The sequence below is a fragment of the Pseudomonas sp. FW305-28 genome (assembly GCF_017351395.1).
Classification (GTDB): Bacteria; Pseudomonadota; Gammaproteobacteria; order Pseudomonadales; family Pseudomonadaceae; genus Aquipseudomonas; species Aquipseudomonas fluorescens_AA.
Map to the genome: position 1 here is coordinate 21,710 of NZ_JACNDD010000067.1, position 13,543 is coordinate 35,252.

At 61.7% G+C, this 13,543-nt stretch carries 12 protein-coding genes; 5 read left to right on the forward strand and 7 right to left on the reverse strand.

Annotated elements, in window-relative coordinates; all coding sequences use genetic code 11:
* Positions 1-91: 91 nt before the first annotated feature.
* Positions 92-988 (forward strand): transcriptional activator NhaR, encoded by an 897-nt coding sequence (nhaR, locus tag J4E53_RS16825; RefSeq protein ID WP_060738330.1) that lies wholly within the window; start codon positions 92-94, stop codon positions 986-988.
* Here the strand turns inward: nhaR and J4E53_RS16830 are convergent.
* Positions 985-2,145, reverse strand: a complete 1,161-nt coding sequence (locus tag J4E53_RS16830) for an MFS transporter (RefSeq protein ID WP_072405360.1) — start codon at positions 2,143-2,145, stop codon at positions 985-987. The two genes, nhaR and J4E53_RS16830, sit on opposite strands and share 4 nt — an antisense overlap.
* Positions 2,146-2,426: 281 nt before the next feature.
* On the opposite strand from J4E53_RS16830, the gene sstT reads away from it, so the two are divergent.
* Positions 2,427-3,659 (forward strand): serine/threonine transporter SstT, encoded by a 1,233-nt coding sequence (sstT, locus tag J4E53_RS16835; protein ID WP_060738332.1) that lies wholly within the window; start codon positions 2,427-2,429, stop codon positions 3,657-3,659.
* Positions 3,660-3,859: 200 nt separating this feature from the next.
* On the opposite strand, the gene J4E53_RS16840 is transcribed toward sstT, so the two are convergent.
* The gene (locus tag J4E53_RS16840; protein WP_060738333.1) at positions 3,860-4,369 is read right to left on the reverse strand and encodes a DUF1993 family protein; all 510 of its coding nucleotides are present in this window, start codon (positions 4,367-4,369) and stop codon (positions 3,860-3,862) included.
* Positions 4,370-4,498: 129 nt separating this feature from the next.
* On the opposite strand from J4E53_RS16840, the gene J4E53_RS16845 reads away from it, so the two are divergent.
* Entirely contained in the window at positions 4,499-5,146 is a 648-nt protein-coding gene (locus J4E53_RS16845) for a YceH family protein (RefSeq protein ID WP_103309333.1), read from the forward strand.
* Between the two features lie 6 nt (positions 5,147-5,152).
* On the opposite strand, the gene J4E53_RS16850 is transcribed toward J4E53_RS16845, so the two are convergent.
* Positions 5,153-5,974, reverse strand: a complete 822-nt coding sequence (locus J4E53_RS16850) for a shikimate 5-dehydrogenase (RefSeq protein WP_103309335.1) — start codon at positions 5,972-5,974, stop codon at positions 5,153-5,155.
* Between the two features lie 260 nt (positions 5,975-6,234).
* Between J4E53_RS16850 and J4E53_RS16855 the strand changes: the two genes are divergently transcribed.
* Positions 6,235-6,582 (forward strand): hypothetical protein, encoded by a 348-nt coding sequence (locus tag J4E53_RS16855; protein ID WP_103309337.1) that lies wholly within the window; start codon positions 6,235-6,237, stop codon positions 6,580-6,582.
* A 78-nt stretch (positions 6,583-6,660) separates the two neighbouring features.
* Here the strand turns inward: J4E53_RS16855 and J4E53_RS16860 are convergent, their stop codons facing one another.
* From J4E53_RS16860 to J4E53_RS16875, 4 genes are all read right to left on the reverse strand, one after another.
* Positions 6,661-8,178, reverse strand: a complete 1,518-nt coding sequence (locus J4E53_RS16860) for a nucleobase:cation symporter-2 family protein (RefSeq protein ID WP_103309339.1) — start codon at positions 8,176-8,178, stop codon at positions 6,661-6,663.
* 123 nt (positions 8,179-8,301) lie between these two features.
* Positions 8,302-9,126, reverse strand: coding sequence for an arylamine N-acetyltransferase (locus J4E53_RS16865; RefSeq protein ID WP_103309341.1), 825 nt, complete (start codon positions 9,124-9,126; stop codon positions 8,302-8,304).
* A gap of 102 nt (positions 9,127-9,228) precedes the next feature.
* Positions 9,229-10,023 (reverse strand): exodeoxyribonuclease III, encoded by a 795-nt coding sequence (gene xth / locus J4E53_RS16870; protein WP_103309342.1) that lies wholly within the window; start codon positions 10,021-10,023, stop codon positions 9,229-9,231.
* A 102-nt stretch (positions 10,024-10,125) separates the two neighbouring features.
* Positions 10,126-11,697, reverse strand: a complete 1,572-nt coding sequence (locus J4E53_RS16875) for a GGDEF domain-containing protein (RefSeq protein ID WP_103309344.1) — start codon at positions 11,695-11,697, stop codon at positions 10,126-10,128.
* Positions 11,698-12,019: 322 nt separating this feature from the next.
* Between J4E53_RS16875 and chrA the strand changes: the two genes are divergently transcribed.
* Complete coding sequence (gene chrA / locus J4E53_RS16880) at positions 12,020-13,378, forward strand: chromate efflux transporter (protein WP_060738341.1); 1,359 nt, start codon at positions 12,020-12,022, stop codon at positions 13,376-13,378.
* Positions 13,379-13,543: the final 165 nt, after the last annotated feature.

Sequence of the window (13,543 nt, forward strand, 5' to 3'; positions counted from 1 at the left end):
CAATGGCGAGGCATTCTAGAGACGCGAATACTTCAGGAAAATTCGTATTTTCAGCGGTTATACTTCGGTTTTTACGAAGCAATGTGATCCCATGCTCAATTATCGACAGCTGCATTACTTCTGGGTGGTGGCGAAAACCGGCAGCATCGTGCGCGCGTGCGAGCAGTTGAACCTGACGCCACAGACCATCAGCGGTCAGATTTCCCTGTTCGAGCAGACCTATAACATCAAACTGTTTCGCCGTGTCGGGCGGCAGTTGGAACTGACCGAAGCCGGCCGCCAGACGCTCCCCTACGCCGAACACATGTTCCAGTTGGGCGGCGAACTGGAACTGATGCTGCGGGCCCAGCCCAACGAACAACAGACCCTGTTCCGGGTCGGGGTGGCGGATGTGGTGCCCAAATCCATCGTCTATCGACTGCTGGCGCCGACCATGGAGTTGAGTGAGCCGCTGCGCATCACCTGCCGCGAGGACAAGCTCGAACGGCTACTGGCGGACCTGGCGATCCAGCGTCTGGACCTGGTGATTTCCGATAGTCCGATGCCGACTCACCTGGACATCAAGGGCTACAGCCAGAAACTGGGGGAATGCGGGATCAGTTTTTTCGCCACCGCCGCGCTGGCCGAACGCTACGGGCAGGATTTCCCCCATGGCCTGCATGACGCTCCGCTGCTGATTCCCGGGCCGGAGACCGTGGTGCGCAGCCGCTTGCAACGCTGGTTCGCCGAACAACAGATCCAGCCGCGCATCGTCGGCGAATTCGACGACAGCGCACTGATGCAGGCCTTCGGTCAATCCGGCAGCGGGATTTTCATCGGCCCGAGCGTGATTGCCGAAGAGGTCAAGCGCCAATACGGCGTAGAAGTGATCGGCCAGACCGATGCGGTGAGTGAGTCCTTCTACGCCATTTCCGTGGAACGCAAGGTCAGCCACCCCGGCATCGTCGCGATTGCCGAAGGTGCGCGTCGCGAGTTGTTCAGCACTTAGCCATCCATGCAAGTCGCACGGGGCTTGACGGTCATCAGCAGCAACGCCAGCAGAATCGACACAAAGATGAACCCGGCCGCCGCGAACCCGACACTGCCCAGGCCCAGGTTATCGATGACTCGGCCACCAACCATCGCCCCCAGGCCAATCCCCAGGTTGGCCCCGGCAATGTTCAACGAGGCGGCAAACGCCGGCGCCTGCGGGGCCGCCTTCATCAGCCGCACATGACTGACCAGGAACAAAGCGGCCTGGGTCACGCCCCAGATGCCCATCGCCGCCGCCAGCGCGAGGGGCGAATGAATGCTCGGCACCAACGCCACCATGCCGCCGATCAGGAACAGGCAGAACACCATCGACGCAATCAACGGATGCCGGTCCACCGCACGGCCGCCCAGGGAATTGCCCAGTAGCCCGACTGCACCAAAGCCCATCAGGCACCAGCCCACCAAGGTGCCATCGAATCCGGCGAGGCGCTCGAGGATATCCGCCAGATAGGTGTAGGCGGTGAACATGCCGCTGAACACCAGGATCGACAACAGCACGTGCCCCTGCATCAGTGGGCTGCGCAGGATCTTCAATTGGGAGCGGAAGCTCACCTGATGCTGGTGCAAATTGGTTTTCGGCAAATAGATAAACAGCAACAAGGCCTTGGCGAAGGCAATGACCGCCAGGATCGCAAACGCGCTGCGCCAGCCAAACGCATCGGCAATCAACGTGCCCACTGGAATGCCGAACACCGTGGCGCAGACGATGCCGAAGCCGATCCGGGCGATGGCCCGCCCGGCCAGCTGCGGCCCGACAATGTCCACCGCCGTTTCACTGGCCAGCGCCCAGAACACCGGCAGGCCCAGGGCCGGGATCAACCGGGCAATGGCCATCACCCAGATGTTGGGGGCGAAGGTGGCCAGCAGGTTGGCCAGGCCGAACATCACCAGCACGCTGATAAACAGCTTGCGCCGCTCGAAGCGAGCGAACCAGGCCGTCAGGAATGGCCCGAAGGCCGCTACCGTAAACGCGAACAACGTCACCAGCAGCCCCGCCTGGGGAATGGTGACGTGCAGGTCGCGGGCAATGGACGGTAACAGGCCAACGATGACGAATTCCGTGGTCAGCACGGTAAAACCGGCGGCCGACAACAGGAAAATGGGTAACAACATGCAGAACTCCAGCAAAACGACGACACCAGCGTTAGCCGGAGGCCCGCTGGCGGAAAGAAAGTGAGAGCGACAAAGCCTAACAGAATGCGTGCGTCATACAAACGCTCGGCATGACCCGGATAAGGGTGACGGACTGTCACAGGTCCGTCAGATTTTTCATCGGCTGTGATAAAGTCCGCGGCCTGCAAATGCCCTACTTTCTCTCGGTCCGCTCATGTGGCCTGCCCGCTTGTTGCCCTGATTCGTCGACCGTTGAACACAATAAAATCAGAGATGCCGCTATGACAGCTTCGTCCGTTACCCCTTTGCAACGCCTCAAACGCACCAGCCTGGTGACGCAAATCATCATTGGCCTGATCGCCGGTATTGTCCTGGCATGGCTGGCGCCCGACCTGGCGAAATCCACCGCGTTCATTGGCAAGGTCTTCGTGTCCGCACTCAAGGCCGTGGCGCCGATTCTGGTGTTCGTGCTGGTCATGGCGTCCATCGCCAACCACAAGCACGGCCAGGAAACCCATATCCGCCCCATCCTGTTTCTCTACCTGCTGGGCACCTTCGCCGCGGCGGTGGTCGCGGTGGTTGCCAGTACGCTGTTTCCGTCCAGCCTGGTGCTGTCGACCCAAGACGTCGCGGTCACAGCGCCCGGAGGCATCAGCGAGGTGCTGCAAAGCTTGCTGCTGAGCGTGGTGGATAACCCGGTCCGGGCGCTGATGGACGGTAACTTCATCGGCATCCTGGCCTGGGCCATCGGCATGGGCATCGCCATTCGTCATGCGGGCCAGACCACGCGTACCGTGCTCGAAGACCTGTCCAACGGCGTGACCGTGATCGTGCGCCTGGTCATCCGCTTCGCCCCGCTGGGGATCTTCGGGCTGGTGGCCTCGACCCTGGCCACGTCCGGCTTCGGCGCCCTGCTCGGCTACCTGCAACTGCTCACTGTACTGATCGGTTGCATGCTGTTCGTGGCGTTGGTGGTCAACCCACTCATCGTGTTCTGGAAACTGCGTCGCAACCCTTACCCACTGGTGTTCACCTGCCTGCGGGAAAGTGGCATCACGGCGTTTTTCACGCGCAGCTCGGCGGCGAATATTCCGGTGAACCTGGAACTGAGCAAACGCCTGGGCCTGCACGAAGACACCTATTCGGTGTCGATCCCCCTGGGCGCGACCATCAACATGGCCGGCGCCGCCATCACCATCACCGTACTGACCCTGGCGGCCGTACACACCCTGGGTATTGTGGTGGACGTGCCAACCGCCGTGCTGCTGAGCGTTGTCGCCGCCATTTGCGCGTGCGGTGCATCCGGGGTGGCCGGCGGTTCGCTGTTGCTGATTCCCCTGGCGTGCAGCCTGTTTGGCATCCCCAGTGAGATCGCCATGCAAGTGGTCGCGGTGGGATTCATCATCGGTGTCCTGCAGGACTCGGCGGAGACGGCGTTGAACTCGTCGACGGATGTGCTGTTCACGGCGGCGGCGTGCCTGGGTGAGGAAGAGAAGCTCGCCCGTACGGCGTGACAATTGCTGTGGCTGTGGGCTTGTCATCGCGAGCAGGCTCGCTCCCACAGGGGCAGCGGCGCTCACACAATAGCCGCTACGCCACCAATCCTTTGTGGGAGCGAGCTTGCTCGCGATAGCGGCGTCGAGGATGTAACAGACAGCCACAAAAAAGCCCGGGAACGGCCCACACCGTCCCGGGCTTTTTCATGCCTGCGGGGTTAGAACGCGCCCATGTAGTCGCGCTTGCCCACTTCCACGCCATTGTGGCGCAGCAATGCATAAGTGGTGGTGACGTGGAAGAAGAACTGCGGCAGGCCGTAGGTCAGCAGATAATTCTGGCCGCTGAAGCGCTTCTCCTTCGGCGTCCCCGGGCGGGTAACGATTTCGATGCCTTCCTTGCCATCGATCTGCGCAGGGCTGATGCCGTCGATAAAGGCCAATACCTTGGCGATCAGGGCTTGCAGCTCGGCGAAAGTGGTCTCGCTGTCCTCATACTTCGGCACCTCGACCTCGGCCAGGCGGGCGGACACACCCTTGGCGAAATCCACCGCGATCTGCACTTGGCGCACCAGCGGGAACATGTCCGGGTACAGGCGGGCTTGCAGGAAAGCGTTCGGGTCGATGTTCTTCGCGGTGGCGTGGGCTTCGGCCTTGTTCAGAACATCGCTCAATGCGTTGAGCATCTGCTTGAAAACCGGGACGGAAGCGGCGTACAGGGAAATAGTCATGGCAATCTCATGCAGGTGGCAGGAAAGAATGATCAAACGGCTGCGATTATAGCCACGCCTTGTTGCACGGCTTGTCTTTTATTACGCAAGGATTAGGCTAGGCGGCTTCCACAGCATAGGGAACGCGCGATGAGCATCGAAGAACAACAGCAGGCTGAAGAACCACGGCTCAATAGCACGGAAATCCGCATCCTCGGCGCGCTGGTCGAGAAACAGGCCACCAACCCCGAGACCTACCCGTTGACGCTCAACGCCCTGGTACTGGCCTGCAACCAGAAAACCAGCCGCGAACCGGTGATGAACCTCAACCCGGGCCAGGTCGGCCAGAGCCTGCGGGCGCTGGAAGGGCGCGGTTTCACCAAGCTGGTGATGGGCAGCCGCGCCGACCGCTGGGAGCATCGGGTCGACAAAGCCCTGGAGCTGGTACCGGCCCAGGTGGTCCTGATGGGCCTGCTGTTCCTGCGTGGCCCGCAAACGGTCAATGAGCTGTTGACCCGCAGCGGACGGATGCACGACTTCGAAGACGCCGAACAAGTGGTGCACCAGCTCGAACGTCTGATCGCCCGCGGCCTGGCGTTGCTGGTGCCACGCCAGGCCGGCCAGCGCGAAGACCGTTATGTGCACGCCATGGGTGACCCGGCGGACGTCGAAGCGATTCTCGCCGCCCGCCAGCACCCGGTGGAGCGTGGCGCCGGCGGCGGTGTCTCGCTGGAACGCATCGAGGAGCTCGAAGCGCGGATCGCGGCACTGGAAGAACGCCTGGCGCGGCTGGAGTAGCGGCGCCTACGCCGACCGGGCGAAGGCCACGGCTTTTTCGAATTGCTCCAGATTGGGCCGCACACCGGTGTACAGCACGAACTGCTCCAGGGCCTGGATCGCAATGACTTCCAACCCGGTGATGACCCGTTTGCCTTCGGCCCGGGCGCGTACGATCAGCGGCGTTTCCGACGGGATCGCCACCACATCGAACACGGTCTCGGCCGCGGCGATGGTCTCGGGTTCAAACGCCAGCTGGTCGGCTTCCGGGCCGCCGGTCATGCCGATCGGCGTGACGTTGATCAGCATCTGCGGCCGCCGGGCGCCCAGTTCCGCTTGCCATTCATACCCCAGGGACTCGGTCAGGGCTCGCCCGGTGGCTTCATTGCGGGCAACGATCAGCCCGTTCTTGTAGCCCCCATCGCGCAAGGCACTGGCCACAGCCTTGGCCATACCGCCGCTGCCGCGCAGGGCAAAGGTCGAATCCTGGGGCACGGCATGGCTTTGCAGCAATTGGGCGATGGCGATGTAGTCCGTGTTGTAGGCCTTCAGATGGCCGTTGGTATTGACGATCGTATTGATCGACTGGATCGCGGCGGCCGAAGGATCCAGCTCGTCCACCAGGGCGATGCAGGCTTCCTTGAACGGCATCGACACGCCGCAGCCGCGAATGCCCAGCGCGCGGATACCACCCACCGCCCCAGGCAGGTCCTGGCTGCTGAACGCCTTGTAGTAGAAGTTCAGCCCCAATTGTTCATACAAATGATTATGAAAGCGCAGGCCGAAGTTTCCGGGACGCCCCGAGAGCGACATGCACAGTTGGGTGTCTTTGTTGGGATTGATCTGCATGCGTGTCTCCTTGCATTCACTTTCGGACAGACGGAAATACCGTCGCCAAAAGTCTGTTCGATGATGATACCGCCAGGCCCGGCCCGATCTCAGGCCGCTGGATGACGCGGCGCGGTCAAGAAAAGCGCTACAGACCTTACACAATATTTACCCAACGGCGTCGCAAATCCTGAGAAAATCGCTGTCATAGCAAGTATCCCCGCGACCCTCATCGGGTCTGTTGCAGACCACAGGCGCCGGGGCCGAAACGAGGAACAGCCATGAATCGTAGACTTCCCATCATCGCCCTGCTCATGGGGGCACTCGCGGTCACCGGCCAGGCATCCGCCCACGGTCGTGGTGGTTGGGAGGGGCCCGCCGTTTTTGGTGCCATCGTCGGTTCGGCCATCGTTGGCTCAGCCATCATCAACCGTGATCGGCCGGTGTATGTGCAGCAACCGGTCTACGTCCAGCCGCAGCCGGTCTACTACCAGGCCCCACCACCGGTCTACTATCAGCCGCAACCGGTGTATGTGGAACAGCCTATCTACTATCGCCCGGCACCGGTGTATTACGGGCCACCACGGGGCTACTACGGCCCGCCCCGGGGTCATTACGGCCGCTGGTAAACGCCTCCCGGGCGGCACAAAAAAGCCTGTGATCATCGATCACAGGCTTTTTCATGTCTGCTGATAAACCGGTATTTGTCAGACGTGCTCGCTGCTTTTCAGTCGGATCGGCCCATGCTCCGCCGCCTCGTGAACAGGCTCCACCACAGGAATCTCGTTGCCATCACAATCATGCAGCTTGCCGTCACTGAAATAGTCGCCTTCGCGCAGTGCCGCCAGGTCCTGGTAGCGCAACACCCGCTCGGTGCCGGCTGCGAAGACTGACTGCTGGTCGGAATTGCCCGCAGTGAAGTGGTTGAATGCCAGGTTCAGCACGATCGCCATGATTGCCGAAGAACTGATGCCCGAATGAAAGATGGTCGCGAACCAACTCGGGAAATGGTCGTAGAAATTCGGCGCAGCAATAGGAATCATGCCGAAGCCGATGGAGGTGGCGACGATGATCAGGTTGACGTTGTTGCGGTAATCGACTTTCGACAGCGTGCGGATGCCGCTGGCAGCCACCGTGCCGAACAGCACGATGCCAGCACCGCCCAGCACCGAGGTCGGCACTGCGGCGATCACCCGGCCCATGAACGGCAACAGGCCGAGCACCACCAGGAACACCCCACCGGTCGCCACCACGAAACGGCTCTTGATTCCGGTCACGGCCACCAGCCCGACGTTCTGGGCAAAGGCACTCTGAGTGAAGGAACCGAAGATCGGCGCGATCATGCTCGACAGCATGTCCGCCCGCAGGCCGTTACCCAGGCGCCTGGAGTCGACTTTGGTGTCGATGATCTCGCCCACCGCCAGGATGTCGGCAGAGGTTTCCACCAGGGTCACCATGATCACAATGCACATCGACAGGATCGCGGCGATATGGAACGTCGGCATGCCGAAATGGAACGGTGTCGGGAAGCCGAACATCGGGCCTTGGCTGACCGATGAAAAGTCCGCCATGCCGAGGAACACCGCGATGACCGTCCCCATGACCATCGCCAACAGAATCGACAAACGGGAGATGGTTGCGCTGCCCATTTTGCTCAACAGCAGCACCAGCACCAGGGTCACGGCGGCCAGGCCAATGTTCGCCATGCTGCCAAAATCGGCGGCGTGGCTGTTGCCACCCATCGCCCAACGCGCCGCCACCGGCATCAGGGTCAGGCCGATGGTGGTGATCACAATGCCCGTGACCAGTGGCGGAAAGAACCGGGTGATGCGTGAAAACACCGGGGTGATCAGCAGACCGATCAGCGACGCTGCAATCACCGCGCCGAGGATGGCTTGAAAGCCCCCTTCCCCGCCGCTGCCGACAATCGCCACCATGGTCGCGACGCCCGAAAACGATACGCCCTGCACCAAAGGCAACTGGCAGCCGAAAAACGGCAGGCCGAGGGTTTGCAGCAACGTGGCCAGGCCCCCTGCGAACAATGACGCAGCAATCAACAGGCCGATGTCCGCCGGCGAAAGCCCGGCCGCCTGGCCGATGATCAACGGTACGGCGACAATGCCACCGTACATGGTCAACACATGTTGCAGGCCGTAAGCCATATTCGCGCCGACGCCGAGGTTTTCGTCCTCGGGCCGTGGGAGTGAAACATGGGGCGTTTTCATGGTTCGGGGATTCCCTGTTTTTTGTTATGGGCACACTGTATTCAAAACTCAGGACAAATGTCCATAGAGTTGTATACAACTTATCGTGTACACATTCGGAACAGGCCTGCGGCCAACCGCCTTTTATCCTTGAAGCAACCCCACAAGCGCGGGCCGCAACAGCTCCCGTGGCGGCACGCGCAGGCTGAACGCCTGTTCCAGCAGGTCGATCAACTCATCGGCATCGACGATCACGCGCCGCTCGCTCTCCTGCCCTATGCGATGCACGGCGTAGCTGTTGCCGTTCAGGGTCTTGCGCAATCCGTCACCGGTGCGGGCCACCATCAACCGGCCCATGAACGGCGACTCCGGATGGTTGCAGACATACCAGTTGCCGACGGTGTAATCGATGTCTTCCTGGCGTTGCAGGTCGAACAGGTACATCGGCCGCCATTCGCCGGCGACGTTGGCGCGCAACAGATAGCCGTCCGCAGGGGTCTCGATGCGGTACGGCTCATGGGGCGTGACTTGGGTATCACGGCTGTCCAGCAGCAGCGGCGCGGTGGGCACCATGCCGCCAAAACCGACGTCGGTGATATAGCGCACACCGTCGATCGTCACCAGGCTCAGCCGATGGGTCCGGGCAGGCCAGGCGTCCTCCGGCGCATTCATCACCACGCGCCCAGTGATGCCACGGGCATCGAAACCCAATGTCTGCAACAGCGCCAGGAATAACTGGTTGAGTTCATAGCAATAGCCGCCACGCCCCTCTTCGAAAACCTTGCGTTCGACCGATTCAAGGTCGATGGGCACAGGCTGACGCAGCAATGTCGACAGGGTTTCAAAGGGGAATTCAGCGGTATGCCGCCATTGCAGTTGGCGCAAGGTGTCGAGCGTCGGCGCCGGTGGTGCGTCGAAACCCAGGCGCCGCAGATAACGGGTCGTATCGCTCAGTTGGGGATGACTCATGACGGTTGTCCTTTTCCGGGGGCGGCCAGCGCTCACAACAAGCGCACGGCTAATGGGCGCAGGTATAAGGCATTCCCTTCACAGAGACAACAATCGGCCCCGTCAGCGCCGTTTACGCGAAGCCAGCCGGATCCAGGTAGGCGCATGGTCGCTGGGGTGGGGCTGGTTCCGGACCCAGGCGTCCACCCCGCCTTCGCTCAGGTAGGCGCTGGCGACCGGATTGAGCAGCAGATGATCGATGCGCAGTCCGGAGTTCTTTTGCCAGTGCTGGCGAAAATAATCCCAGAAGGTGTAGAGGCGCTCGTCCGGATACAGATGGCGCAGCGAATCGGTCCAGCCCTGGGCCAGCAACCGCTGGTAACACTCGCGGCTTTCGGGCTGCAACAGCGCATCCTTGAGCCAGGAGCGCGGGTTGTAGATGTCCAGGTCGGTGGGCACCACATTGTAGTCACCGGCGAGCACCACGGGATGGTCGCTGGCCTGCAGCCCTTGGGCGTATTCGATCAGCCGTTCGAACCAGACCAACTTGTAGTCGAACTTGGGGCCCGGTTGCAGATTGCCGTTGGGCAGGTAGAGGCACCCCACCAGCACGCCGTGCACCGCCGCCTCCAGATAGCGACTGTGGCTGTCGTCATCTCCACCGGGCAGGCCTCGGCGGCTCTCCAACGGCTGCGCGTCACGGGCCAGGATCGCGACACCGTTCCAGGACGCCTGCCCGTGCCAGATTGCCCCGTACCCCACCGACTCCAGCTCCGCCGCCGGGAAATCCTTGTCCACGGCTTTGAGCTCCTGCAAACAGACAATGTCGGGTTTTTCCCGCTCCAGCCATTCCAGCAGGTTGGGCAGCCGTGCCCGGATGCCATTGATATTGAAGGTCGCGATCCGCAGGTTTTTCATAGACCCAGCACTCGAAACGTCACGTTACTGGCTGTGACCGTCAACCCGGTGCGGTGGTTGCAACGGGTCTTCGTCAGCCCATGGCCGATGTTCCAATCGCTCTCAACGATCCGAGCGCGCCAGCGTATCCAGCCCGCCTTCTGTCGATAACACCGCCACTCGGTTGCGGCCACTGTGCTTGGCCTGGTATAGCGCCGCATCGGCGCGCTGGATGAAGACTTCGATGCTGTCCAGGCTGCTGGGCACAAAGGCATAGCAGCCCAGGCTCACCGTGAGGAAGCCGGTCGGGGAGCCGGAATGGGTGATGTGCTTGTCGATGACGCTGCGGCGGATCTGCTCGGCCAACGCCATGGCCCCCGAAAGGTTCGTGTCGGGCAGCAGTACCGCAAACTCTTCGCCGCCATACCGTACCGCCAGATCGGCCTTGCGATGGCAGCAACTCTTGAGCACCTTGGCCACTTCCGCCAGGCAGTGATCCCCGGCCACGTGCCCATAGGCGTCGTTGTAGCGTTTGAAAAAATCGATGTCGAGCATGATCAGGCTCAAGGGACTGCGCTGACGAGCGCCCCGACCGAACTCGATGTCCAGGGCCCGTTCGAACAGACGTCGGTTCGCCAGCCCGGTGAGGCTGTCATGGGTGGCAATCAGTTCCAACGCCTCCTGCGCCTTGCGCAAGTCCGCTTCGATCTTTTCGCTGTTGCGTACCTGGCGCACGAAGACCCAGCCGAACAAGCAAATGCCCAGGACCACCAGGCCCACGATGAGGCTGGACTGGAAAGCCCGGTCATGCCAGCCCGCCAGGATCGATTCTTCGGACACCGCGGCGGTGACCACCAACGGATAAGCCTGTAAATGTTGATGCCCATACAACCTGACGACACCGTCGACATCTGAACGGATGATCGCATCACCAGACATCCCGTTGGCCGCGGTATGGTTGTAGATCCCTTCCTCGGCCAACGGGCGGCCGATCCGCGCCTCATCGAAGGGGCGCCGGGCCAACAGCGTCCCGTCAGACAAAGCCAGGGCCATCTCGCCTTGCTCATCCAGACTGAAGCTTTTGAAGAACCGGTCGAAGTAGGACATTTTGATGCCGGCCAGCAACACACCCTGGAAGTTGCCGTCTCGGTCATTCAAGCGCCGGGAAACCGGGATGATCCACTCACCGTTTTGCCGACTGCGGATCGCCGGGCCGATATGGGGGACCAGGGAGGCGTTCTGCTGGTGGAAAACGAAATACTCTCGATCCGCCACCCCTGCCCCCCTGTGCAGGTCCTCGAAGGAGGTAATGACCCAATGGCCGCGCTTGTCGAACAGGAACAGGCCATGCAACTGCTCAAGCGATTGCACGCGACGGGCAAAGGTTTGCTGCAAGCGTGGCTGAACCGCAGGACCAAAACCGTCGACCTGGATCCAATCCGCCAGACTGGCCAGGACCAGATCGGCCTGGAGGAAGGTGTCCTGGGCCTGCTGGGCCATGGCCCGGGTAAGGGTGGCCGAGGCGATGCGGGCCGACGCCACGTCGTGGCTGCGGGATTGCTCCAACTGCAAGTAAAGCAAACCGCACAGGCACAGGCATACCGCCGCGATAAACGTAACCGCAGCCTTGAGCAGCGGCAGGCGTTTCAGGGCACCGGCTGGGATATGAAAAGGATCGTAGATGGGGATTGGCAAGCGAATTCCTGAAGAGGGCAAAGCATGCGCGAATTCGCGCATAACCCCCAATATTCGTGAGCTTAGCCTACCGCTTGTAAGGCGGCAATTTGCCTGTGCAGCGGAGCCGATGGGTGGCTGGAGTGGATCCAAAACCCCGCACCTGGGCTTGCAAAAATGCCTGATTCAGAACGAAGAAATTCCCGTGGCGAGAGCATGCACACCCGCACTTGCGACAGCGTTGAAGGACTGTTTTTTACAAGCAAACCTTCCTGGGGCTATCTAAATTGCGTAACGCCCCATAACGTATGGTCGCCTTTGACTTCCAAGTGCCCCATCGACCATGAGCCAACCGACCCGAATCGATGATGAACAGGCCCTGACCCGACCCGGCGCCGTCAGTCTGCGCGAGGCGTTCTGGTTCTGGCTCAAACTGGGCTTCATCAGTTTCGGCGGCCCAGCGGGGCAGATCTCGATCATGCACCAGGAACTGGTGGAACGGCGGCGCTGGATTTCCGAGCGGCGCTTCCTGCACGCCCTCAATTACTGCATGTTGCTGCCGGGGCCTGAGGCCCAACAATTGGCGACGTACCTGGGCTGGTTGATGCACCGAAGCTGGGGTGGAGTGATCGCCGGCGCGTTGTTCGTGCTGCCTTCGCTGTTCATTCTCATCGCGTTGTCGTGGCTGTACATCGCCTTTGGCGAAGTGCCGGTGGTGGCCGGTATTTTCTATGGCATCAAACCGGCCGTGACGGCCATCGTGGTGCATGCCGCCCACCGGATCGGCTCCCGCGCGCTCAAGAACAATTGGCTGTGGGCGATTGCGGCGGCATCGTTCACCGCGATCTTCGCCCTTGATCTCCCCTTCCCGCTGATCGTGCTGGGTGCGGCTGCCATCGGTTATTTCGGCGGTCGCTGGGCACCGGAAAAATTCAGCCTGGGCGGTCACGATACCCGACACAAATCCTTCGGCCCTGCCTTGATCGACGACGACACGCCAACCCCGGAGCATGCCCGGTTCAGCGCCGCCAGGTTGACCCGCCTGGTGGTGGTCGGTGCCCTGTTGTGGATCGTGCCCATGGGCCTGCTGACCGCCGTGTTCGGCTGGGGCGGCACGTTGACGCAAATGGCCTGGTTCTTTACCAAGGCCGCGCTGCTGACCTTCGGCGGCGCCTATGCGGTCTTGCCCTACGTGTACCAAGGCGCCGTCGGGCACTTCGGCTGGCTGACACCGACACAAATGATCGACGGCCTGGCCTTGGGCGAAACCACGCCCGGGCCGCTGATCATGGTCGTGGCCTTCGTCGGTTTCGTCGGAGGTTATGTGATGCAGGTGTTCGGCCCCGAACAGGCCTTCCTCGCCGGGGCCGTCGCGGCCACGCTGGTGACCTGGTTCACGTTCCTGCCCTCGTTCCTGTTCATCCTGGCCGGCGGCCCGCTGGTGGAATCGACCCATAACGCGTTGAAATTCACCGCACCGCTGACGGCGATTACCGCGGCGGTGGTCGGGGTAATCCTCAACCTGGCCTGCTTCTTCGGTTACCACGTGCTCTGGCCCAACGGTTTTGCAGGTGCCCTGGACTGGCCGTCAGCGATCATCGCGATCGCGGCGGCGGTGGCGCTGTTTCGCTACAAGCGCGGGGTGATCCAGGTGTTGCTGGCGTGCGGGTTGGCCGGGTTGGCGGTGCATTTGCTGCGCTAGACGAGGCGCTTGCTCAGGTACGTCGCCGAGGCCGGACACAAGGTCTTGAACTGGGCCGTCGCGCTGATCGACGCGGGCGCCAGCGAGCGATCCTCCTGCTGATAGCCCTGGCCGGTAAAAAACGCCGCGGCACTGTCGGTCAACAAGTGGAGCCGCTCCACCCCC

Excerpts from the sequence above, each read along its gene's own strand:
- J4E53_RS16860 (WP_103309339.1), bottom strand. The coding sequence starts at position 8,178 with ATGAAAACGCCCCATGTTTCACTCCCACGGCCCGAGGACGAAAACCTC.
- sstT (WP_060738332.1), top strand. The coding sequence starts at position 2,427 with ATGACAGCTTCGTCCGTTACCCCTTTGCAACGCCTCAAACGCACCAGC.
- J4E53_RS16855 (WP_103309337.1), top strand. The coding sequence starts at position 6,235 with ATGAATCGTAGACTTCCCATCATCGCCCTGCTCATGGGGGCACTCGCG.
- J4E53_RS16840 (WP_060738333.1), bottom strand. The coding sequence starts at position 4,369 with ATGACTATTTCCCTGTACGCCGCTTCCGTCCCGGTTTTCAAGCAGATG.
- nhaR (WP_060738330.1), top strand. The coding sequence starts at position 92 with ATGCTCAATTATCGACAGCTGCATTACTTCTGGGTGGTGGCGAAAACC.
- xth (WP_103309342.1), bottom strand. The coding sequence starts at position 10,023 with ATGAAAAACCTGCGGATCGCGACCTTCAATATCAATGGCATCCGGGCA.
- J4E53_RS16850 (WP_103309335.1), bottom strand. The coding sequence starts at position 5,974 with ATGCAGATCAATCCCAACAAAGACACCCAACTGTGCATGTCGCTCTCG.
- J4E53_RS16830 (WP_072405360.1), bottom strand. The coding sequence starts at position 2,145 with ATGTTGTTACCCATTTTCCTGTTGTCGGCCGCCGGTTTTACCGTGCTG.
- J4E53_RS16845 (WP_103309333.1), top strand. The coding sequence starts at position 4,499 with ATGAGCATCGAAGAACAACAGCAGGCTGAAGAACCACGGCTCAATAGC.
- chrA (WP_060738341.1), top strand. The coding sequence starts at position 12,020 with ATGAGCCAACCGACCCGAATCGATGATGAACAGGCCCTGACCCGACCC.
- J4E53_RS16865 (WP_103309341.1), bottom strand. The coding sequence starts at position 9,126 with ATGAGTCATCCCCAACTGAGCGATACGACCCGTTATCTGCGGCGCCTG.